The organism is Flavobacterium sp. HNIBRBA15423 (assembly GCF_052655965.1).
Map to the genome: position 1 here is coordinate 1,485,780 of NZ_CP199751.1, position 21,505 is coordinate 1,507,284.

The 21,505-nt window shown below is 26.4% G+C and carries 21 protein-coding genes; 12 read left to right on the forward strand and 9 right to left on the reverse strand.

Annotated elements, in window-relative coordinates:
- Positions 1-2 precede the first annotated feature (2 nt).
- The 5 genes from ACULEV_RS06585 to ACULEV_RS06605 are packed head-to-tail and all read left to right on the forward strand — an operon-like array spanning position 3 to position 4,300.
- Entirely contained in the window at positions 3-1,337 is a 1,335-nt protein-coding gene (locus ACULEV_RS06585) for a 2TM domain-containing protein (RefSeq protein WP_445457875.1), read from the forward strand.
- Between the two features lie 2 nt (positions 1,338-1,339).
- Positions 1,340-1,642, forward strand: coding sequence for a 2TM domain-containing protein (locus tag ACULEV_RS06590; protein WP_445457876.1), 303 nt, complete (start codon positions 1,340-1,342; stop codon positions 1,640-1,642).
- A gap of 1 nt (position 1,643) precedes the next feature.
- Entirely contained in the window at positions 1,644-2,012 is a 369-nt protein-coding gene (locus ACULEV_RS06595) for a 2TM domain-containing protein (RefSeq protein WP_445457877.1), read from the forward strand.
- 24 nt (positions 2,013-2,036) lie between these two features.
- Positions 2,037-3,527, forward strand: a complete 1,491-nt coding sequence (locus ACULEV_RS06600; RefSeq protein ID WP_445457878.1) for an ArnT family glycosyltransferase — start codon at positions 2,037-2,039, stop codon at positions 3,525-3,527.
- 17 nt (positions 3,528-3,544) lie between these two features.
- Positions 3,545-4,300, forward strand: coding sequence for a LytR/AlgR family response regulator transcription factor (locus ACULEV_RS06605; RefSeq protein WP_445457879.1), 756 nt, complete (start codon positions 3,545-3,547; stop codon positions 4,298-4,300).
- On the opposite strand, the gene ACULEV_RS06610 is transcribed toward ACULEV_RS06605, so the two are convergent.
- The 4 genes from ACULEV_RS06610 to ACULEV_RS06625 all read right to left on the reverse strand — a co-directional run bounded on the left by ACULEV_RS06610 (position 4,297) and on the right by ACULEV_RS06625 (position 8,299).
- Positions 4,297-5,067, reverse strand: a complete 771-nt coding sequence (locus ACULEV_RS06610) for a CDP-alcohol phosphatidyltransferase family protein (protein ID WP_445457880.1) — start codon at positions 5,065-5,067, stop codon at positions 4,297-4,299. The genes ACULEV_RS06605 and ACULEV_RS06610 overlap by 4 nt on opposite strands.
- Positions 5,068-5,124: 57 nt before the next feature.
- Positions 5,125-6,144: a COX15/CtaA family protein gene (locus ACULEV_RS06615; protein WP_445457881.1), complete on the reverse strand. Its 1,020-nt coding sequence runs from the start codon at positions 6,142-6,144 to the stop codon at positions 5,125-5,127.
- 62 nt (positions 6,145-6,206) lie between these two features.
- On the reverse strand, positions 6,207-7,622 hold the full coding sequence (locus ACULEV_RS06620; RefSeq protein ID WP_445457882.1) for a CCA tRNA nucleotidyltransferase: 1,416 nt from the start codon (positions 7,620-7,622) through the stop codon (positions 6,207-6,209).
- A 116-nt stretch (positions 7,623-7,738) separates the two neighbouring features.
- The gene (locus ACULEV_RS06625) at positions 7,739-8,299 is read right to left on the reverse strand and encodes an L-threonylcarbamoyladenylate synthase (protein WP_445457883.1); all 561 of its coding nucleotides are present in this window, start codon (positions 8,297-8,299) and stop codon (positions 7,739-7,741) included.
- Between the two features lie 179 nt (positions 8,300-8,478).
- Between ACULEV_RS06625 and ACULEV_RS06630 the strand changes: the two genes are divergently transcribed.
- The 3 genes from ACULEV_RS06630 to ACULEV_RS06640 are packed head-to-tail and all read left to right on the forward strand — an operon-like array spanning position 8,479 to position 11,937.
- Positions 8,479-9,531: a glycosyltransferase family 2 protein gene (locus tag ACULEV_RS06630; RefSeq protein ID WP_445457884.1), complete on the forward strand. Its 1,053-nt coding sequence runs from the start codon at positions 8,479-8,481 to the stop codon at positions 9,529-9,531.
- Position 9,532: 1 nt separating this feature from the next.
- A complete protein-coding gene (locus ACULEV_RS06635; RefSeq protein ID WP_445457885.1) occupies positions 9,533-10,783 on the forward strand; it encodes a glycosyltransferase in 1,251 nt (416 codons plus the stop codon).
- An 11-nt stretch (positions 10,784-10,794) separates the two neighbouring features.
- Entirely contained in the window at positions 10,795-11,937 is a 1,143-nt protein-coding gene (locus tag ACULEV_RS06640) for a glycosyltransferase (RefSeq protein WP_445457886.1), read from the forward strand.
- Here the strand turns inward: ACULEV_RS06640 and ACULEV_RS06645 are convergent, their stop codons facing one another.
- Both ACULEV_RS06645 and ACULEV_RS06650 read right to left on the reverse strand, forming a co-directional pair.
- The gene (locus ACULEV_RS06645; protein ID WP_445457887.1) at positions 11,938-13,107 is read right to left on the reverse strand and encodes a glycosyltransferase; all 1,170 of its coding nucleotides are present in this window, start codon (positions 13,105-13,107) and stop codon (positions 11,938-11,940) included. It abuts the gene before it with no gap.
- The gene (locus ACULEV_RS06650) at positions 13,104-14,021 is read right to left on the reverse strand and encodes a glycosyltransferase family 2 protein (RefSeq protein WP_445457888.1); all 918 of its coding nucleotides are present in this window, start codon (positions 14,019-14,021) and stop codon (positions 13,104-13,106) included. Before ACULEV_RS06650 ends, ACULEV_RS06645 begins: the two co-directional genes overlap by 4 nt.
- Positions 14,022-14,122: 101 nt before the next feature.
- Between ACULEV_RS06650 and ACULEV_RS06655 the strand changes: the two genes are divergently transcribed.
- Positions 14,123-15,238, forward strand: coding sequence for a glycosyltransferase family 4 protein (locus tag ACULEV_RS06655; protein WP_445457889.1), 1,116 nt, complete (start codon positions 14,123-14,125; stop codon positions 15,236-15,238).
- Here the strand turns inward: ACULEV_RS06655 and ACULEV_RS06660 are convergent.
- Complete coding sequence (locus tag ACULEV_RS06660) at positions 15,219-16,019, reverse strand: glycosyltransferase family 2 protein (protein WP_445457890.1); 801 nt, start codon at positions 16,017-16,019, stop codon at positions 15,219-15,221. The two genes, ACULEV_RS06655 and ACULEV_RS06660, sit on opposite strands and share 20 nt — an antisense overlap.
- A 74-nt stretch (positions 16,020-16,093) precedes the next feature.
- On the opposite strand from ACULEV_RS06660, the gene ACULEV_RS06665 reads away from it, so the two are divergent.
- Positions 16,094-16,852, forward strand: coding sequence for a lipopolysaccharide kinase InaA family protein (locus ACULEV_RS06665; RefSeq protein ID WP_445457891.1), 759 nt, complete (start codon positions 16,094-16,096; stop codon positions 16,850-16,852).
- 25 nt (positions 16,853-16,877) lie between these two features.
- Positions 16,878-17,693, forward strand: a complete 816-nt coding sequence (locus ACULEV_RS06670) for a glycosyltransferase family 2 protein (RefSeq protein WP_445457892.1) — start codon at positions 16,878-16,880, stop codon at positions 17,691-17,693.
- On the opposite strand, the gene ACULEV_RS06675 is transcribed toward ACULEV_RS06670, so the two are convergent.
- On the reverse strand, positions 17,690-18,754 hold the full coding sequence (locus ACULEV_RS06675) for a glycosyltransferase family 9 protein (RefSeq protein ID WP_445457893.1): 1,065 nt from the start codon (positions 18,752-18,754) through the stop codon (positions 17,690-17,692). The two genes, ACULEV_RS06670 and ACULEV_RS06675, sit on opposite strands and share 4 nt — an antisense overlap.
- 96 nt (positions 18,755-18,850) lie before the next feature.
- On the opposite strand from ACULEV_RS06675, the gene ACULEV_RS06680 reads away from it, so the two are divergent.
- A complete protein-coding gene (locus ACULEV_RS06680) occupies positions 18,851-19,603 on the forward strand; it encodes a glycosyltransferase family 2 protein (RefSeq protein WP_445458527.1) in 753 nt (250 codons plus the stop codon).
- On the opposite strand, the gene ACULEV_RS06685 is transcribed toward ACULEV_RS06680, so the two are convergent.
- The gene (locus ACULEV_RS06685) at positions 19,600-21,471 is read right to left on the reverse strand and encodes an LTA synthase family protein (RefSeq protein WP_445457894.1); all 1,872 of its coding nucleotides are present in this window, start codon (positions 21,469-21,471) and stop codon (positions 19,600-19,602) included. The two genes, ACULEV_RS06680 and ACULEV_RS06685, sit on opposite strands and share 4 nt — an antisense overlap.
- Positions 21,472-21,505 lie beyond the last annotated feature (34 nt).

The following is a 21,505-nucleotide window of genomic DNA, read 5'->3' on the forward strand; positions in this document are numbered from 1 at the left end:
TAATGAATTATCTAAAAGAAATAAAGAAAGCATTATTATTAGGGGTTATTATTTTTGCTGTAATGCAAATTGTAAATTTAGTTTTAAACCAAAGTTTGCCAAATTTAGAGAGTATTAAATGGAACTTCATATATACCATGCTTTATTCAGTTGTTTTGTATATGGCTAATGCTCTTGTTTTTATTCAATTAGATAAACGTTTTGAAAAGAATAGATTTCATTTAAAAAGGTTGGTTATAGGTTTTTTGGCATCTTTTGCTATATCAGGTTTTGCAATTTTTTTATTGAGGATTTTAGAAGATGTAGCATTTGAAAACAAATCTTTAGAGGAGTTTTTAAAATCTGAAAAACCTTCAAACTATTTGGTAGCAATGATTATAACAGTAATTGTTACACTAATGGTTCATATAGTTTATTTCTATAAAGCTTATCAAGAAAATAAACTTAAAGAACAAAAAATAATTGCAGGAACTGCATCTGCTAAGTTTGAAAGTTTAAAAAATCAATTAGATCCACATTTTTTATTTAATAGTTTAAATGTTTTAAGTTCATTAATAGAAGAAAACCCTGAAAATGCGCAAAAATTTACAACTTCTTTATCAAAAATATACCGATACGTTTTGGAACAAAGAGATAAAGAATTGGTTTCTGTAGCTGAAGAATTGCAATTTGCCAAAACCTATATGAATCTTCTAAAAATGCGTTTTGAAAATAGTATTACGTTTGAATTACCTGAGGATTTTGGTAACGAAGATTCAAAAGTAGTACCATTGTCTTTACAATTAGTATTAGAAAATTGTATTAAGCATAATATTGTAAGCGAATCAAAACCATTACATATAAAAATTAGTATAGAAGAAAACCAATTAACAATAAAGAATAACCTTCAAAAGAAAGAAGTATTACAAGATAGAAAAGGAGTAGGTTTGCAAAACATAGTAAATCGCTACGCTATTTTAACAAAAAGAAATGTATTAATAGAGGAAAATGAGAATTATTTTAAAGTTTTTCTACCCATTTTAACTAAACAAATTACAATTATGGAATCAAAAAATATATATTCAGAAAATATGGCTTATGCAAGAGCTAAAGAAAGAGTTGAAAAATTAAAAGGATTTTATGGCAATCTTATTTCTTATTGTTGTGTTATTCCAGTTTTAATTATTATCAATCTAACTACATCAAGTTTCCAATGGTTCTGGTTTCCCATGTTAGGTTGGGGATTAGGAGTTACTTTTCATGCTTTAGAAACTTTTGGATATGGAAAATCTTGGGAAGAAAAGAAAATTCAAGAAATTTTAGAAAGAGAAAATAGGGAACAATCAAAATGGAACTAATTATGAAAATAGATAATGAATTGGAACGCTATATAAAGGCACAAAAAAGAGTTAAGGATATAAAAGGTTTTTACAGACATTTACTTGTTTTTTCTATAGTAATGATTGCATTAATTTACATCAATCTAAAATACACACCAGAAGTTTTATGGTTTATATGGACATTAATTCCTTCAGCAATTCCTTTAGTTTTTCATGGTATGAAAGTTTTTCATGTATTTCCTTTTTTGAATACCAACTGGAAAGAAAAGAAGATTAAGCAATTTATGGAAGAAGAAAAATCTCATAAAAATAAATTTGAATAAAATGAGTATAGAAGATAGAATACAAAGAAGAATGGATAGAAGAGGAAGTAACGATTTCGTTCCTACAAATCCAGAAGAAGCAAAATATCAAGAAGCTTTGAAAAGAGTAAAAAGAATAAAAGGTTTTTACACACATGCTTTAGTTTATATTGTGATTAATATTATGATTGTAATTGTAAATATTCAAGATTTAAAAGAGGGAGAAAGTTATTTTCAATTTAAAAATTTCATCACGCTTTCCTTTTGGGGAATTGGTTTGTTGGCTCATGGTCTATCAGTTTTTTTACCTGGAATGATTTTAGGAAGTAATTGGGAAGAGAGAAAAATAAGAGAGTTAATGGAGAAAGAAAAAAATAATAAATGGGAATAAATTGTAATTTATCATAATTTAAAAATGAAAAAATTTTTACCTCTGATTTTCGGGCTATCATTAGTTAAATTAATAATTCATCTTATAGGAAATCAAAATTATGGATTTCATAGGGATGAATTATTACATCTTTCTGTTAGTGAGCATTTAGATTGGGGTTACATGGAATTTCCTCCTTTTATTGCGTTAATTGGCAAGCTTTCCTGTTTTTTATTTGGTTATTCCTTATTTGGAATGCGTTTGTTTCCAACTTTTGCAGGTATTGCTATTTTAGTTCTAACTTGTTTAATAGCTATAGAAATTGGAGGAAAGAAAAAGGCTGTTCTATTGTCTGGAGTTTTAATTTTAATTTTCATTCCATTTTACAGGAATCATTTACTTTTTCAACCTGTTGCTTTTGATCAATTATTTTGGACATTAAGTTTTTATTACTTAGTTCGATTTCTAAAAACTGATGCTAATAAGTATTTAATTTTTTTAGGAATAAGTTTAGCCATAGGATTTTTAAATAAATATACTATTGGAATTTTATTAATTAGTATTTTGATTAGTCTGTTAGTAACTCAAAGAGAAAAAATAGTAAAAAACAAGTGGCTTTATACAACTGGAATCATTTCATTTAGTATTGTTTTACCCAATTTAATTTGGCAAATTCAACATCATTTTCCTATTTTAAAACATTTTCAGAAATTAAATGAAAAACAATTAGATAGTATTGGAACTTTTGATTTTATTTTAGATCAATTACATTCTCCATTTACTTTTATAATAGTATTAATAGGTTTGTTAGCTATTTTTTTTAATAAAGAAATTAAGAAATACAAAAGCATTGGAATCACTTTTATAATAGTGTTTTTTGCCATGTGGTTTTTAAAGTCTAAAGCCTATTATTTTTATGCAGTTTATCCTGTTTTTTTTGCTTTTGGAGCTTATAAAATTGAAAAAATGCTAATCAATAAAAATGCACTATTTTATTCAATGGTTAGTGTTTTAGTTTTGATTTCATTTTATTTCATTCCTGAAGCTATACCAGTTTTGCCTATTGAAACATATGTAGATTATAAAAACATTAAACCTGAAGAGGATGGTAGATATATTTTAACAAGCGATTATGCCGATATGTTTGGTTGGGAAAAAGAAGTTGAAATTGTAGATAGCGTTTATCATTCTTTATCAAAAACTGAAAAGGAAGAATGTATCATTTTAGCTGAAAATTATGGTGAAGCTGGTGCTTTAATTGTTTTAGGAGAAAAATACAATTTACCAAAACCAGTTTGTAGTCATGGAAGTTTTTGGTTATGGGGACCAGGTAATACATCTGGAGAAACAACAATTACTCTTGGAATTGAAAAAGAAATTATTGAAAAAGTGTTTGAAGACTATCAATTAATAAAAACAATTCATCATAAATATGCGATTGATGAGGAAAATAATATTCCTGTTTATCTTTGTAAAAAGCCAAAAATTAAAATAAAGAAAATTTGGCCTTCACTGGAAAGTCATGTTTTCGATTAAAATATTAAACATATAAAATGAACATTATAATTATAGAAGACGAAAAACCAGCTGCAAGATTATTGCAACGAAAAGTAGAAAAATTAGGATTACAAGTCAATCAAATGCTTCACTCCGTAGAAGAATCTTTGAATTGGTTCCAAAATAATGAGCATCCTGATTTAATTTTCCTTGATATTCAATTGTCTGATGGTTTGTCCTTTGAAATTTTTGAGCAAATCGATATAAGTAGCGCAGTAATTTTTACTACTGCTTATGATGAATATGCCTTGAGAGCTTTTAAATTAAATAGTATTGATTATTTATTAAAACCTATTGATGAAGATGATTTAGAGATCGCTATTAGTAAATTTAAAGCAAGAACAATAGTAAATAAATCTGTAAGTTTAGATTTTGAAGCCATAAAAAAAATGTTAGTAAATCCTGTAGAAAGAGAATATAAAACTCGCTTTTCGGTAAAAATTGGCCAACAAATAAAAGTGATTCCTATTCAAGAGGTAGAATGTTTTTATAGTGAAAACAAAGGCACTTATTTACATACTTTTGAAAATCGAGATTATTTATTAGACACAACAATGGAACAATTAGAAAACGAATTAAATCCAAAAGATTTTTTTAGAATTAACCGTAAGTTTATTTTACCATTAAAAGGAATAAAAGAAATACAAATGCATACTAATTCTCGTTTAAAGATTATTTTACCTTCTTATAAAGAGGATGAAATAATAGTAGCAAGAGAGCGTGTTAACGATTTTAAAAATTGGTTAGATTAATGAATATATTTCTTTCGAATACTAATTAATAGAAATAACAATGTAGTGCTAATAATATAATAAGGAATAAGATATTCTATAAGACCAAATGAAAGCATAATTGCCATAATTAATAATTGAAATCCTAAACCATAAACCGATAAAAAGGTCATAAACCAATTTGGAAAAGATTTTGCTTTATAAGCATCAGTATCTAAATAATGAATTATTTTATCAAAGCATCCATATAAAATCATGTAGATTTTAAATAAAATGGTTACTGTTTGCTGATTTTCACCATGTAATGCCTTAGGTATTTCATATTCAAAAATTCTACTCGTTGCATCACCACCAACTAATTTATTTCTTAATATAACATAGTAATAATTGTATAATGTTCCTTGTAATTGAATACAAAAGAAGGCAATTAATGTTAGCCAAAGTGCTGTTTGGGAAACATAACAAATTATCATTAAAAAGATAAAATTTAAAAGGATATCAAAAATACTATCTAAGAATCTTCCAGAATAAGAGGGTGTTTTTTTTAATCGCGCTAATTCTCCATCTGCTGCATCAATTCCAGATTTTAAAAGAATAAAAAAAGAAGCAAGACCATACTGATTATTCCAAATACAATAAGTAGCTACTAAACCAGAAATTCCAAAAAGTATGGTTACGTGAATAGGAGTAAAGTTAGTTTCTTTTAAATGGTAAGCAAGTATTTTTCCAAAAGAGCGTCCATAATCAGATAAATCTAAAAATTTATCTTCTTTTTTTAATTTTGACATTTAAAATTATACTACAATAACCTGTGACAATATAGTCGGGTTGTAAAAATAGTCTTTTTATTTTGAAAGTCTATGTAATGTAAACACCATTGCAGATAATAAGACAAAAGCAACTAATTGATGGGCTAAGCCTAACCATAAAGGAACATGAAATAGAATTGTAAATACTCCTAATGCAAATTGTATAAAAACAATTAAAATTAAACTTTTAACACCTTTTTCTTGTACTTTATTTAAACTGTTTTTTCTACTTTTAAAGTATAACAACAACATCATGAAAACAACTACATAAGCAAATGTTCTATGTATAAATTGAACTCCACTCTTACCTTCTGTAAACGATTTTAAAAGTGTTGATTGTTCTATCGTAATACTTTCATGAAAGAACTGTCCATCGCTCATTAAAGGCCAATGATTATGTACTAATCCAGCGTTTAATCCTGCAACAAAACCTCCATAAATTATTTGAATAATTAACACAACAAGAGCTATCTGTGCAATTCTTTGCAGAGATTTTACAGCTGGTTTTTTTTCTGGATAAATAATATCTAAGGCTACCCAAAGTGTATAGGCAAAAGTTATGAATGCAAAAGTTAAATGCAATGCCAAACGAAAATGACTCACATCTGGATTATCTATCAATCCACTTTTAACCATATACCAACCTAGAAAGCCTTGAAATCCACCCATTAAAAGTAGCACAAAACATTTCTTTATTGTTTCACTATTTAATCGTTTCTTAATTAAAAAATAAATAAAAGGAACAATGAAAACGATTCCTATGATTCTTCCTATAAAACGGTGAAACCATTCCCAAAAATAAATAAATTTATAGTCAGAAAGTGTAAAATCGTTATGAATATTAATTTTTTGATATTCTGGAAATTTCTTATATTCTTCAAACGCATCAACCCATTTTTCCTCAGTTAAAGGAGGAAAAGTATCAGTCACCAAATGCCAATCGGTCATTGATAATCCAGAATTTGTTAAACGAGTAATTCCACCAACCATAACCATAACGAAAAGTAAAACACAGCCAGATAAAAGCCAATATACTACTAATTTGTTGTTTCTCATTTTGATTTCTTTTTCAAATTGTAAAAATAAGTTTTGTAAAACTGAATGCTCAATAACAAAAGTTAAACTTTTTGCAATCCCATTTTTTCAGCTCTTTTAATTACAAAAGCTAAGGCATCATCATATTCATTAGGAATTTCTCCTTCTAAAATAGCTTCTTTAACAGCTTCTTTTAGGGTGCCAATTTCCCTTCCTGGTTTTAATCCAAATAATTCCATGATTTCTTCTCCTGAAATGGGTGGTTGAAAATTACGAACATGATCACGCTCTTCAACTTCAACTATTTTTTGACGAACAATTTTAAAGTTTTGATGGTATTTATTGAATTTTTTAGGGTTTTTAGTAGTAATATCAGCTTCACAAAGTGTCATTAAATTTTCTACATCTTCTCCAGCATCAAAAACTAATCTTCTAACAGCTGAATCAGTAACAATATCTTGTGCTAATACAATAGGTCGTGAACTCATTGTTACCATTTTTTGCACAAATTTTAATTTCTGGTTCAATGGCATGTGCAAACGTTCAAAAATACGTTTCACCATTTTTCCACCTAAAAACTCATGACCGTGAAAAGTCCAACCTTGCTTTTTATTAAATTTTTTTGTGGGTGCTTTTCCAATATCATGTAATAAAGCGGACCAACGTAACCATACATCATCTGTATAGGGACAAATATTATCTACAACTTCTAAACTATGGTAAAAATTGTTTTTGTGCGTATGACCTTCAATTTCTTCCACCTGATTTAATGCTGTTAATTCAGGTAAAATAATTTCTAATAATCCTGTTTGATATAATAATAAAAATCCAATTGAAGGTTTTTCTGAAGAAAGTATCTTATTTAATTCATCGACTATGCGTTCTCCAGATATTATTTTAATACGTTGATTATTTCTTGTAATGGCTTCTAAAGATTTAGCTTCAATTTCAAAGTGTAATTGAGAAGCAAAACGAATAGCGCGTAACATTCGCAAAGGATCATCAGAATAGGTAATATCTGAATCTAAAGGAGTGCGAATGATTTTATTTTCTAAATCTGTTACACCGTTAAATGGATCAACTAGGTCGCCAAAAGTGTTTTCGTTTAAAGAAAAAGCCAAAGCATTTATCGTAAAATCTCGTCTTTCTTGGTCATCATTTAAAGTACCGTTTTCAACGATTGGATTTCTGCTATCTCTATTATAAGATTCTTTTCTAGCACCTACAAATTCGATGTCCATATCATTGTAACGCAACATTGCAGTTCCATAGTTTTTGAAAACTTGAACTTTCGGATGATTAGGAATTAGTTTTGAAACTTTTAGGGCTAATTCTATACCACTACCAACAGCAACAATATCAATATCTTTTTTGTGATTTCTATTCAACAAAATATCTCTTACATAACCACCAATTACATAACATTCTAATTCAAGTTCTTGAGCAGCTTGTGATATAATTGTAAATATTTTGTGTTCTAAATGTTGTTTGTAATTCATATTTTTAATTAGTCAATTAGTCAATTTGAAAATGTGTCAATTTAAGCAAGTAGATTGATACATTCGACTAATTTTACATTAGCATATTAATCTATTTGCAAATTTACGGTCATTTTTTATTTTCTAATAACTTTAACCTGACTATCCAATCCTAATTTTATGATAGTAGAAGGATTTTTGCAAATTTTTTCTTGATGCAAATTTACTACATAGTCAACACCTTTTAAAATTTCAGGAGAAATTTCTTTGAATGATTTAGGAGTAAACATTCCTGAAATATTTGCAGAAGTTGAAACCAATGGTTTTTTCATTCGTTCCATTAATTTATAGCAAAAAGGCTCAGTAACAATTCTTACAGCAAGTGAATTATCTTCAGCAATTATATTTTTAGCAACATTCCTAGGTTTGTCTAAAATTAAGGTGGTTGGTTTTTCTGAAAAATCGAGAATTTGCCAAGCCACTTCAGGAATTTCATTAAATACTTGATGCATCATTCTTTCTCCATTAACTAAAACAATCATGCTTTTACTTTCTTCACGTTGTTTTAATGCATAAATTTTTTTAATTGCTTCCTCATTAGTTGCATCACAACCTATTCCCCAAACAGTATCTGTTGGGTAGAGAATAATTCCTCCATTTTTAATTGCTTCGTAAGCGTTATGTACTTCAGTGTTCATTTTATTATTTAATAGTAAGCAAATTGAAAATAATTGCTAGCTTATTAATTGCAAATATATTTAATTAATGAGATAAAAATTATTATAAAGTGAAGAAACTCTTTTTAGTGACTTCTTATTCTTAACCCAAGTAAAATTATTTTATTTTACATATATTTGGAGACTAATATCTAATAATAATGAATGTTAGTAATCCTAATGTTTTAGTTTCAGTAATCATACCCGTTTATAATGTTGAAAAATTCATTTCAGAAGCAATTGAAAGTGTTTTAAATCAAAGTTTTGAATCAATTGAGATTATTTTAGTAGATGATGGTTCAAATGACAATTCATTGATAATTTGCGAACAGTATTTATATAAGGATTCGAGAATAAAATTAATAAAACAAAAAAATTTTGGAGTTTCAATTGCTAGGAATAATGGATTAAATTCAGCTCTAGGTGAATATATCTTTTTTATGGATTCTGATGATACAATTGATTCAGAATTTATTAGTACTTCTTATAATATAGCCAAAAAAAAGGATTCTGATATTGTAATAATTGGAGATTATTATTGTAAAAGATTGCCTAATATTTCAGCATTACCTACTTGTGCTTTATTTCTAAAGCATAGTTTTTTAAAAAAGCATTTTGATATTAGATTTCCAAAAAATATACAACCATGTGAAGATGGGTTATTTTCTCATCAATTACTAGCACTAACCCATGAAATAGCCGAAAATCCATCAGGAATTTATAACTATAGAGAACACGATAATCAGAATCACATCAAGATAAATAATGATACGGATAAATTATTAACTCAAATTCCCATATGGTTTAAAATTTTAGAAGATTTTTATAATAAATATAATTTATATAATTCACATGCATTTCATTTTGCACTCTTTTTAGAGCATGAACCTTTTGAATTAAGATATATTGCAATGCCAATTAGTTCTAATCAGAAAGAATATTTGCATAAATTAATTAAGGATTTTTATCAAAAAAATGTTAATCCTTATATTAACATGAATGATAGAACGAAATTGAGTAAACTCTTTTTAGTCTTTTTAGCATCAAATGATTATAAAGAATTTGAAAAATATCATAAAAGGTATCTTCTGAATTTAAAAATTAAATTTAAATTTAAAAAATTTCTTTATAAATTTAAATTAAAGTTAATAAATATTATCCCAATTTCTAAGTATAGAAGATCTTTACGTAATAAAATAAAAATTGATTTATAAAATGAAAATTTTACTGATTCAGCATAAAGGTTTTTTAAATGGAGCTGGAGGAACTGAAAAAATATGTTGTTTTTTAGCTAACAATTTGGTGAAAAAAGATTTTGAGGTTGAAATCGCAACTAATGAAAGTATTTTAGGTAAACCAATGTTTTTTTTAGAACCTAAAGTTAAATTAACTAATATATTTAATGATTCTATAGTCCAAAAAAAAATAGTAGAACTTTTTAATTATAAAGGGAAGAACCCATTTTTATGGATTTATTACAAGGTTAAAAAAAAGTATCATAAAATTTATAATAAAGCACTATTAAAAAAAATAAATGGAATTGATGGACTTTATAAATTTAATCTAGAGCAACGTTCAAAAGAATGGAATAAGTATATAAATGAGTCTAATCCTGATTTGATTATTACCATGTCAATTGGTTCTTTGTTAGAAATCACTTATAAAAATGAATGTAAAAAAACAATATTAAATTCTGTAAATGGTAGACCAGATTATGATTTTACCGATTTATTATGGTATCGTTCCAATATTGAAATGAAATTGCTAGAAGAGTCTTATAAATATTTGGATGGAATTCAGGTTTTGTTTGAAAGCTATAAAAAATTTTTACCAACAACATTTAATGGAATTGCATTAACAATTCCAAATCCTGTATTGCAAATTAATGCTTCAGAAATAACAAATCATTCCGAAATAAAGGAAAAATATAAAATTGTTAATATTGCTTCTTTAAACACAAGTTGTAAACAACAACATATTGCTATTTCGGTATTTTCAAAAATTGCTAATAAATATCCTAATTGGGATTTAGAATTTTGGGGAATAGGAAATGATTTGACTCTTTTAGAAGAACAAGTAAAAATATTAAAATTGCAGAATAGAATTTTTTTTAAAGGGTTTACCAACGAGCCTATTGAAAAACTTAAGGAATCTGATTTGTTTATATTTCCTAGTAAATATGAAGGATTTCCACTAGCTTTAACAGAAGCAATGTCTGTTGGACTACCTTCTGTTGGTTTTAAAACATGTTCTGGAGTGAATGAATTGATTGATCATGAGAAGAATGGCTATTTAGCAGATAATGAGGATATGATGCAAATGTTTATTGAAAATCTTATCAACGATAAAGAGTTAAGAAAAGAAATGGGAATTATGGCTCATAATAAAGTTGAAGAATATACAGAAGAAGCTGTTTTTAATAAATGGCTAGAATTTATAAAAAAGTTTATTAAAATTGAAAAGTAAAATTCATAAGAATGCGAATATTATATTTTTATCCTGAAAATCCACTTTTAAAAAATCAAGGTAACAATGCAAGAGCATTAGCATTGTTAGAATATTTTAAATTTAAAGAAATAGAGGTTGATTTTGTAGGTGTTTATGCAGATAATTTTCAAAATAAAGAAATTGATAATTTAAAGAATAATAAATACATTAAAGAAGGATATCTTCTGAAAAGTTTATCAAGAAAGAAAAATCAATTGCGTTATTTTTTTCTGTATTCATTACCAAGAAAAATAGTAAGAAAAATAAAAGAATTTGATAGAAGAAGATTTGGTCAAGAAAAATTATTTGAAGAAATAGTAATAAAAAAAGAATATGATTTCATTTTGATATCCTATGCTTATTGGGCTAATTTAATTGAAAAAATTGAAGACACTAAACCTAGAGCCAAATTAATTATAGATACGCATGATTTTTTAACCTCTCAATTTCAAAATATGAAAAACTTTAAATTAGGAAAGTATTTTGAGACTGAAATAAAGTTATTAAATAAGTTTGATGAAGTTTTAGTTATATCTAATGAAGAAAAATATTTATTTTCTCAATTCTTGGATAAAAAAGTGTCGATAGTTACACATGCTTTAGAGGAAAAATTTGATGCAAACCAGAGTGATAAAAAATATGATTTAGTATATGTTGCAAGTAGTAATGAACATAATATAAAATCAGCTTTATGGTTTTTTGAAGAAGTTTATCCTAAATTAGACAAAAATATAAAAATATGTATTGTAGGTAGAATTGTTAACTATTGTCCAGATAAAGAAAATGTAACTAAAATAGACTTTATAGAGGATTTAGGTGAAATTTATTCTCAGTCAAAAATTGCTATTTGCCCAATGTTAAGTGGAACAGGTTTAAAGATTAAAGTAGTGGAAGCGATGTCTTATGGCATTCCTATAGTGTGTAATGAAAGAGGAGTTGATGGCTTATTAAATAAAACAAATAATGGTTGTTTAGCTACAAATGATGCAACAGAATTTGCTAGTTATATAGAAAAATTACGCAAAGATTTATCATTTTATAATTTTCATTCTAATGAATCTAGACATTTTTTTATTAGTAATCATTCTATAAAAGCAGCTTATTCAAAGTTAGATGAAGTATTTAAATTATAACTAAATAGACAGTAAAGTTTGCTTTAAAATTTCTCTGGAGAAAGGTTTTAAACTTATTTCAGAATTACTTTGTAGTTGTAACCAAAGTGCTTTGTTCTGATATAGATTAATAATTTCAGTAGCAAAATCTTCTGCACTATTTGCAATAAGAGCATTTGTGTTGTGTTTCAAGAACATTCCTTCAGCTCCAATTGTGGTTGTAATTAATGGAAGATAATACTCAAATGATTGTCCAATTTTCCCTTTTACACCTGCACCATATCGCAATGGAGCAATCATGAACTTGGTAGAATTAAAATAAGATTCAATCTCAGGTACATAACCGTGAAAAATTAAATTGGGATGTTTAATATCTGAAATTTGAGTATCTAAATTGCCAATAATATCTACTTTTAAATCAGGTATTTTTTCCCATACTTGAGGCATTATTTTTTGATATAGAAAATATAAAGCATCGATATTTGGAGAGTGAGCGGAACCAATAAAGAGAATATTTTTTCTCTCCTCAAAATGAAGAGTATCTTTAATATTTACTTTTGGATAATGAATATTTGAAATAATTATAATCTTATTTTCATCAATGTAAGAAGACATTACTTTTTTTTCTTGATCAGAAATAGCAATAATGACGTCTGCTTTTTTTGCTACAATAGTTTCAATTTTGAAATATTTTTTATACCTCCTTTTTAAAGAAACTCTTTTTGGATCTAATTCTATAGCTCTTTTGTATCTTAAAAAATGAATATCGACCATATCATATATAGTCTTGGATTCAGGGATTATTTTATAAATATTTTTTAATTGTTTTTTTAATGTATTTGGACCATAAAACCAAACAAAATCTATTTTGGAAACTGATTTTAAAAATGCAGATGTTTTGTGGGGATTATTTAGTTCAGAAAATAAAATAACATTAAATTCATTAAAAAAACGAACATATTTATCATCGTTTTCTGTAGTTTCAAAACACAATATACAATTATAACCTAGTTGTACATATGCTACAATAATCTCTTTCAATCTATTAGAGCCTGAATCTTTATCATAAGTAGGAATTGATCCAGAAATAAAAACAATAGTCTTTTTTTTAGAGTTATACTTTTCACTATTTTTTAAAGTATTGAAATCAAAATCAACTGTTTTATTAAAAAACTTTTTAAAAAAAATCATTGTTTATTATTCTGTTTGTGCTTTAATGAATCAGTTAATCTACCACCTCTAAATAAAATTTTAAATAAATACCAATATTTTGGTTTTCTTAAGCTTTTAATAAAGTATTTAACTTGTAATAATAATAATATTATTCTGTAGTTTAAATAGCCATAATGTTTTCTAATAACATAAAGAAGAGAAATTTTTAATTCTGTTTTAATTTCTATTGATTTAGGTGTACTTGCTCCATGATAATGAATAAACTTTGCTTCTGGAATTAAATAAGCATACTTTTTTATTTTTGCTAATCGAATGCACAAATCAGTTTCCTCTTGATATAAAAATATATTTGTATCAAAGCCTCCTACACTCCAAAAATCTTCCGAGCGTACAACCATGAAACTTCCTGAGACAAATTGACCTCTTTGAGGTCTTTTATATTCTAGTTTTCTTTTTGGATATTTCTTTGGATTGATTTTCTCTAAAAAATAGCGACCAAATAGTTCTTTTAAGGGAGAAGAAAAATGATCTAATGTGGGTAATAAAGTTCCATCTTCTTTATAGGATTGAGGACCACAAATTCCAAATTCTATATTTTCTTCCATTTCTTTTAGAATAATTGAAAAACAATCATTTAATAGTAATGAATCATTATTTACAAAGGCATAATATTTTGCATCAGAAAATTGACATCCAATCATATTTCCACCTCCAAAACCAGTATTAATGTGATTCTTTAATAATTTAATATTTTGGTTCTTTAATGGAAAACTTTCTTTTAAATTATTAAAATCATCAGAGTGAGAATGGTTATCTACTAAAATGATATTATAATTGATGTTTGATGAAGTATATTTTAAAATACTTTCCACACATTTAATGGTATAATTACTAGTATTATAATTTATTATTACAATTGATAAATCTAACATTTAATCTTTTTCGTATAGTTAAAGTATATGACTTTTCTTTCTATTTTTTTTTATATAGTTTTACAGAGTAAAACTTTAGTCGCAAAGTAACAAATAATTTTATGAAAATACTACATATATCTGGTGCAAAAGGATGGGGTGGAAATGAGCAACAAATAATTTATATTCTACCAAAATTAAACGATTTTGGGGTTGAAAATATTGTATGTGGTTTAAAAAATTCAGTTTTAGAATTAGAGTGTAAAAATAATAATATTTTATTTATTCCTTTCAAGAAGAAAAAATTAAAAAGCATCAATAATTGTAAACAATTAGCCCAAATTACTAAGCTAGAAAAGCCTGATATTTTTCAATTACATACTAGCGATTCTCTAATCTTCTTTTTAATGACTAATTTTTTATATCGTTTAAAAGGTAAATTAGTTTTTTCAAAAAAAGGAGTAGGAGCTAGTGGTAGTTTTTTGAGTAAAATAAAATATAATAGTAAACGAATTGATGCAATTTTATGCGTTTCCAAAATGGTTCAGGATTCATTTGGAAAAACTTTGAATGAAGAAACAAAAGCAAAAACTCTCGTTATAAATGATAGTGTATCACTAGAAGTCTTAAATTTAAAAAGTACGATAAATATTAGAGAATTATACAATATTCCTAATAATAAATTAATTGTTGGTAATATTGCAAACCATACTAGTGCTAAAGATTTATTTGTTTTAATTGATGTTTTAGCAGAATTAAAGTTTAGTTTAAATAGAAATGATATTGTTTTTGTTCAGATAGGTGAGTTTTCAAAAAAAACAGATAGACTAAAGGAATATGCAATTTATAAGAAAGTTTTTAAAGAAATCATTTTTATGGATAAAATAAAAGATGCATCTTCTTTAAATAATCAGTTTGATGTTTTTTTACTTACTTCTCAAAGGGAAGGAGGTCCAACTTCATTACTTGAGGCAATGTTACTAGGTGTACCAATTGTTACAACTAAAGTGGGTGTTGTTCCTGATATTATAGTTGATGGAGAAAACGGTTTTAGTGCAGAAATTAAAGATGCAAAAACATTAGCACAAAAACTTATTAAAATTTTGGATGACAAAGAATTACAAACCCAATTTAGCTTGAAAAGTAAAGAAATTATTAAAACTAAATTTTCTTCGACCTATATTGCTAGTCAAATTAAGTCTGAATTTGAAAAAATAATTAATTTAAATATTGATTAATTCCTTTATCAATAAATTTAATTTTTTTCTCTCTAACTTCATCTTCAAGAGCATTATTTAAAGCTATATGACTTTTGTCTTGCTCTTTATGATAAATATGAAATGCTATTCCTGTATGTTTTAAACGTTTTCCTACTATACCAATATTGTGTAAACGCTGAATCATTTCTGAGTCATCAACACCCCAACCAACAAGTCCTTCATTAAAACCATTAATTTTTATAAAATCTTCACGCCAAAAAGACATATTACAACCTCTAAGTTTTTTAGAAATAATATGATGTTCTTTCTCAAAGCGCATAAAAACAGGTATTCTTAAGGTGCGAAGTCGTTTCTTTATTCCTTTTGAAAAAATATTAAAATTGGTGATTTTGTTTTTGAATATAGTTGCCAAAATAGACTTTTGAATATTTACTCTTGATCCAAACAAGTATTGTCCTTTTTTAGCATATTTTAGATGGTCTTTTACAAAATTTTTATGCATAATAATATCACCATCAATTTCAATAATGTAATCATACTTTGCCTGAGCAATAGCTTTATTCATTATTTTTGGTTTTTGGTTACCGTTATCTTCATGCCATACATGAATTAAAGGAATTGGAAATTCAGATTGAAATTTTTTTATAAGTGCAGTTGTTTCTTCTTTTGAACCATCATCAGCAACTATAACTTCATTAGGTAAGTATGTTTGATCTTTAATGCTTAAAAGTAAAAGTTCTAATGCTTCTGGCCAATTGTAAGTTGGAGTTACTAATGTACACTTAGGAAAACTATTCATACTTAATTTTTCGTAAAAATATTGAATTAATTGGAATTATTAAACACAATATCTACTTTTGATAAAAAAATAGCTTGATTAAAATAGCACCAGCATACCAAAATAAATCATCACAAATAAGTGTTTGTATAGAAAAATTTGAACAACAAGGTAAAATGTTTGTTCAGGGCTCTCGTAATTCAATAAAACTTTTTGAAATAGAGGGACAAATTGTAAATATTAAATCATTTAAAAAGCCTAATTTAATAAATAAAATAGCTTATAAATATTTTCGTAAATCTAAAGCAAAACGCTCTTTTGAATTTGCTTCTATTTTAAAAGAAAAAGGAATTGGAACTCCAGAACCAATAGCATATTATGAAAAGCATGATTTTATAGGTTTAAAAGAAAGTTATTACGCATGTGAACATCTTGAATGCGATTTAACCTATCGAGAATTAGTAGAGACAGATTATCCTGATGCAGAGAATATTCTACGTCAATTTACTCAATTTACTTTTGATATGCATGAAAAAGGAATTGAATTTTTAGATCATTCCCCTGGAAACACATTGATTAAAAACGAAGGAAATGGAAAATATTCATTTTATTTAGTAGATTTGAATAGAATGAAATTTCATGATTCTTTAAGTTTTGAAACTCGAATGAAAAATCTTTCTAAAATAACTCCTAAAAAGGATATGGTTGCTATTATGAGTAATGAATATGCAAAAATTTCTGGAGAAGCAGAAGAAAAAGTTTTTGGGTTGATGTGGCAACTTACTCAAGATTTTCAATATCGTTTTTACCGTAAAAAAAGGATTAAAAAGAAACTAAAATTCTGGAAAAAGTAGTATTTTCACTCTTTTAAACCCTTACATGAAAGTTTCGGTAATTATCACAACTTACAATTCTGAAGAATGGCTCAAAAAAGTGCTCCTTGGCTATAGTGTCCAAACGGAGCAAGATTTTGAAATCGTTATTGCTGATGATGGTTCTACTGAAGCTACTAAAAATGTTGTTGCAAAATTTCAATCTAAATTCAGGTTTCCTATTATTCACATTTGGCAACCAGATGAAGGCTTTCAAAAATGTAAAATTTTAAATAAAGCTATTTTAAAAACAAATTCAGAATATCTAATTTTTACTGATGGAGATTGTATTCCGAGAAAAGATTTTGTATTCCATCATATAAAATATAAAGAAAAAGGCTATTTTCTTTCTGGAGGCTATTTTAAGTTACCTATGATTACTTCAAATTTAATTTCAGATGAAGAAATTTTAAATCAAAAAGCATTTTCTATTAATTGGTTAACTAAAAATGGAGTAAAAAAATCCTTTAAGCTATCGAAATTGACCCAAAATAAATGGTTTGCTATGTTTATGAATTGGATTACACCTACAAAAAAGACATTTAACGGTCATAATACATCTTGTTTTAAAGAAGACATATTAGCTGTAAATGGATTTAATGAAGAAATGCAATATGGAGGTTTAGATAGAGAATTAGGAGAAAGATTATTTAATTATGGAACTTTAGGCAAACAAATTCGTTATAGTACAATTTGTTTACATTTAGACCATAAAAGAGGTTACGCAACTCAAGAAACTTGGCAAAAGAATTATGCAATTAGATCTTACAATAAAAAACATAATATAATTGCGATTGACAAAGGTTTGAACCAATATTTTTAAATTTTAATTATTTCAAAAAAAGAAGCTAATTTTTCTTTAATTAGGTTAATAGGATATTCTTCAAAATAACGAAAAGTATTTTCTTTAATGAATTTTTCATCGTGTTCCTTGTAAATTTCAGGTTTTAGATCTTTCAAATGAATTGAAATGTTTTTTTCATCTTCAAAAATTTGCCATGTTTCTTTATCTACACTTGGTGAAAATAATGAAAAGGTTGGGACAAATAAAGCTTTGGCCATATTTACAGAACCACCTTCATTTCCTATTAAAGCATTACATTGAGATAATAATCCTAAAAATGAACGTAAATCATTGGCATACAAATCAAAATAGATACGATTTTGAGTTTCTGGTTGACACAAATTATAAATTTTTTGAGCCTCTTCTTTTTGCTTTGGAATATAATTGAATAATAAATTTGCATCAGTAGAAGCAACGATATAATCTAATAATTCAGCCATTCTTTCAAAAGGATAGGTTTTATACCATTCACTTCCTAAAATACCTATCATAAAGATTGGTTTTTCTTTTTTTAAAGAATAGGATTCTAATAATTCCTTTGCAGATTCAATTTCTTTTTCAGTAAGAAAAATTTTTGGTTTATAATCGCTTATCTCTTCAGAAATTAATGGTTTTAATAATCTTAAGCGATTAATGATGGCTAAACCAATTTCAGATTTTGTGCCGTTTTTTAGACGCTCAATGTTATAATTATAAAATATGTTAGAATACCCTTTTTTATAGGATATTTTATATTTTGCTCCAGAAAAAAATGTAATTAAATTTGTTTCTAATTTGCTGTAGACATCAATTACAGCATCATATTTTTTATTTCGAATCTTAAAAATAAATTGAAATAAAGAAAAGTAATTTTTTCTTACTTTTTCTTCTAAAACGATAATATTACTTATGTTTGGATTGTTTTCTAAAACAGCAACACAGTTTGCATAACACATATAATCAATTTCTGCGTTAGGATATGTTTTTTTAAGATTATTTGAGAGTATAGTTGAAGTTAGGACATCGCCAATTCTTTTTTGCTGTATGATTAGAAATTTCATTATTTCATTATTTTGTGCTAAAATACACAACTAAGCAAGATTTTGAAACTAAGAGAACAAAATAATTTAGTTACTTTTGTAAAAAATCATTTTGATATGGCAATTAGCGGTTTAGTTATCACTTTTAATGAAGAAAAAAACATTGGAAAATGTATTGATGCACTTTTTGAAGTGTGTGATGAAATAATTATTGTTGATTCTTTAAGTTCTGATAATACTGTTAAAATTGCTGAAGAGAAAGGTGCGAAGGTTATTTCGCAAAAATTTTTAGGAGATGGACCACAACGTTCGCATGGATTACCTTATTGTAAAAATGATTGGATTTTAAATCTTGATGCGGATGAATTTTTAGATATTGATGCTAAAGACTTTATTTTAAAGCAAAAGTATTTAGATGGAAATTATGATGCGTTTTCTTTTCGTGTTAAAAACTTTTTAGCTGATGAATTAATTAATTTTTCAGGATGGTATCCAGATAGTAAAGTACGTTTTTTTAATAAAAGGACTGCCAAACCATCAGATGATAAAGTACATCAAAAAATACTAACAACAAATGAAAAGCAAGTCGCTGTACATATTTTGCATTATGGATGGAGTTCTTTTGACCAAATATTAGCTAAAAAAAATCAGTATTCTACTTGGCATGCACAACAACTTTTTGATCAAGGAAAACGAATTAGTAGTTTAAAACCAATTTTAAATGGAACGATTTCTTTTGTTCGTTGTTATTTCTTTAAAAAAGGAATCATTAATGGTTTAGATGGATTAACTATTGCAATGATTCAAGCTTTTTTTTCCTATATGAAATATGCTAAATTATTAAAGTTACAACGGAAAGAAAAAAATTAGTCAATAGTTAATTTATTATTAATGATTCGTTCATTAAACGATTGAACATATGCTTTTATAAATCGTTCCATTTTATCTTTTATTTCTTTATTGGTTTTCAAAACATTCTTTTTTAGTAGTTCATCTTCTTTAAAATTATATAAACCTATTGCTTTTTTACCATCAAAAGCCATATAAAAATCACCATCAATGTAATGATATATATTATCTAGATAATAAACTACAAAATCTTTTTCAGATTGATAAGGTTTACCAAGAGTTACCATTTTAGTTTTTACATTCAAATATTTTAGTATGGATGGCATTATATCTATTTGTTGAGTATTTCTATAGCTTATTCCACCAAATGTTGGTTCTCCTGGGTTAAAAAATAAAATTGGTACTCTAAATTTGCCCACATTAGTTTTATACTTTTCCGCTGTAGGCTCTGATGAAGTATGATCTGCAGTTATTACAAAAAGAGTGTTTTTATACCATTCCTGTTCTTTAGCAGAATCAAAGAATTTTCTTAATGCAAAATCAGAATAGGCAATACTTTCTTGAATTTTTGAACTTCCTTTAGGGAATTTTTCTTTATATTTTTCTGGAATTGTGTAAGGATTGTGAGAAGAAATACTGAAAATAGAAGTAAAAAAGGGTTGTTTAAATTTTGTCATTTGATGGCAATAATATTGAAAGAACTCTTCATCAAAAATTCCCCAATTCCCATCAAAGGCTTCTGGACCCACATATTCATTTTTTCCAAAATAATCATCGAAACCAGCAACCTTACAATATTGATCAAAATTTTGGCTTCCATTAAAAGCACCATGAAAAAAAGCGGTGTAATATCCGTTGTCTTTTAAAATTTTTGGCAAACCATAAATTTCGTTAATCGAGTAACTAGAAGTAATTAAAGAATTATTCATTAAACTTGGAACACTAGATAAAATGGAAGGAACGGCATCAATAGATAATTTCCCATTAGCAAAACCATTTTCAAAGAATAATGATTTTGTCATTAATGAATCGATAAAAGGAGTTTGTCCTATTTGTAAATTTTCTCTTCCAAAGCTTTCTAAAATAATAATTACTATATTTTTATTTAATTTTTCTTCCTCTGGATTTAACGTTAGCACAGGATTAAAAATAGTATTTAATTCTTCTTCTGAATAGAACTTTGGAGATTCAAGAGTTTCTTTTTTACCAATGGTTTTTAAGATGCAAAATGGAGTATTTAATACTAATGCAGAATGATTTATAGAACCATAGTTTACAGCATCAACTATTTTTAATGGTTTTTGTTGAAATCCACCACGACCTAATAAGAATACAAAGGCTAGTAAAAATAGGAAAAGACTAACTTGTTTTACAACTGTAATTTTTGTTGTTTTTTCACCTGAGAATATAAGTTTAATATTTGGGATTGTTTTCCAAAAAACAATTGCTAATGTCAAGGCAATTATTGGTAAATACCAAAATTCTATTAAGAATGAAAGAAGTAAGCCTCCAATTTCGTTTTCCATTCCCGTTGCAGTAATCATCCCAAAAGTACTTCTTCTTCCAGTAAATTTGTAGTATTCAAAATCAACAAAATTGGTTAAAATGAAGATTAAGTTGCCCACAAAAAAAGCTATTTTTAACCCTTTTTGGTAACCCGATTTATATTTAAAATTTCCTGGAATAAAATGTAAAATGGCAAAGAGAATATTAATATAAGCAATTGCTGATAAATCAAAGTGTAGTCCACCTAAAAAAGCTTTAAGAGTTACTCCATTAAATGCATTTCTATTGAAATAGAAGAATAAAATACGACAAAATTGATAAATGATGACAATGAGTAAAAAGCGTTTAAAAAAAAGGAATATACTTTGAAAGTAATTTTTCATTTGTAAAATATTTCAGCAAATTTATAAAACGAAA

Bases quoted from the DNA above. Each gene is read 5' to 3' on its own strand.
- ACULEV_RS06585 (WP_445457875.1), top strand. From the start codon at position 3: ATGAATTATCTAAAAGAAATAAAGAAAGCATTATTATTAGGGGTTATT.
- ACULEV_RS06590 (WP_445457876.1), top strand. From the start codon at position 1,340: ATGAAAATAGATAATGAATTGGAACGCTATATAAAGGCACAAAAAAGA.
- ACULEV_RS06595 (WP_445457877.1), top strand. From the start codon at position 1,644: ATGAGTATAGAAGATAGAATACAAAGAAGAATGGATAGAAGAGGAAGT.
- ACULEV_RS06600 (WP_445457878.1), top strand. From the start codon at position 2,037: ATGAAAAAATTTTTACCTCTGATTTTCGGGCTATCATTAGTTAAATTA.
- ACULEV_RS06605 (WP_445457879.1), top strand. From the start codon at position 3,545: ATGAACATTATAATTATAGAAGACGAAAAACCAGCTGCAAGATTATTG.
- ACULEV_RS06610 (WP_445457880.1), bottom strand. From the start codon at position 5,067: ATGTCAAAATTAAAAAAAGAAGATAAATTTTTAGATTTATCTGATTAT.
- ACULEV_RS06615 (WP_445457881.1), bottom strand. From the start codon at position 6,144: ATGAGAAACAACAAATTAGTAGTATATTGGCTTTTATCTGGCTGTGTT.
- ACULEV_RS06620 (WP_445457882.1), bottom strand. From the start codon at position 7,622: ATGAATTACAAACAACATTTAGAACACAAAATATTTACAATTATATCA.
- ACULEV_RS06625 (WP_445457883.1), bottom strand. From the start codon at position 8,299: ATGAACACTGAAGTACATAACGCTTACGAAGCAATTAAAAATGGAGGA.
- ACULEV_RS06630 (WP_445457884.1), top strand. From the start codon at position 8,479: ATGAATGTTAGTAATCCTAATGTTTTAGTTTCAGTAATCATACCCGTT.
- ACULEV_RS06635 (WP_445457885.1), top strand. From the start codon at position 9,533: ATGAAAATTTTACTGATTCAGCATAAAGGTTTTTTAAATGGAGCTGGA.
- ACULEV_RS06640 (WP_445457886.1), top strand. From the start codon at position 10,795: ATGCGAATATTATATTTTTATCCTGAAAATCCACTTTTAAAAAATCAA.
- ACULEV_RS06645 (WP_445457887.1), bottom strand. From the start codon at position 13,107: ATGATTTTTTTTAAAAAGTTTTTTAATAAAACAGTTGATTTTGATTTC.
- ACULEV_RS06650 (WP_445457888.1), bottom strand. From the start codon at position 14,021: ATGTTAGATTTATCAATTGTAATAATAAATTATAATACTAGTAATTAT.
- ACULEV_RS06655 (WP_445457889.1), top strand. From the start codon at position 14,123: ATGAAAATACTACATATATCTGGTGCAAAAGGATGGGGTGGAAATGAG.
- ACULEV_RS06660 (WP_445457890.1), bottom strand. From the start codon at position 16,019: ATGAATAGTTTTCCTAAGTGTACATTAGTAACTCCAACTTACAATTGG.
- ACULEV_RS06670 (WP_445457892.1), top strand. From the start codon at position 16,878: ATGAAAGTTTCGGTAATTATCACAACTTACAATTCTGAAGAATGGCTC.
- ACULEV_RS06675 (WP_445457893.1), bottom strand. From the start codon at position 18,754: ATGAAATTTCTAATCATACAGCAAAAAAGAATTGGCGATGTCCTAACT.
- ACULEV_RS06680 (WP_445458527.1), top strand. From the start codon at position 18,851: ATGGCAATTAGCGGTTTAGTTATCACTTTTAATGAAGAAAAAAACATT.
- ACULEV_RS06685 (WP_445457894.1), bottom strand. From the start codon at position 21,471: ATGAAAAATTACTTTCAAAGTATATTCCTTTTTTTTAAACGCTTTTTA.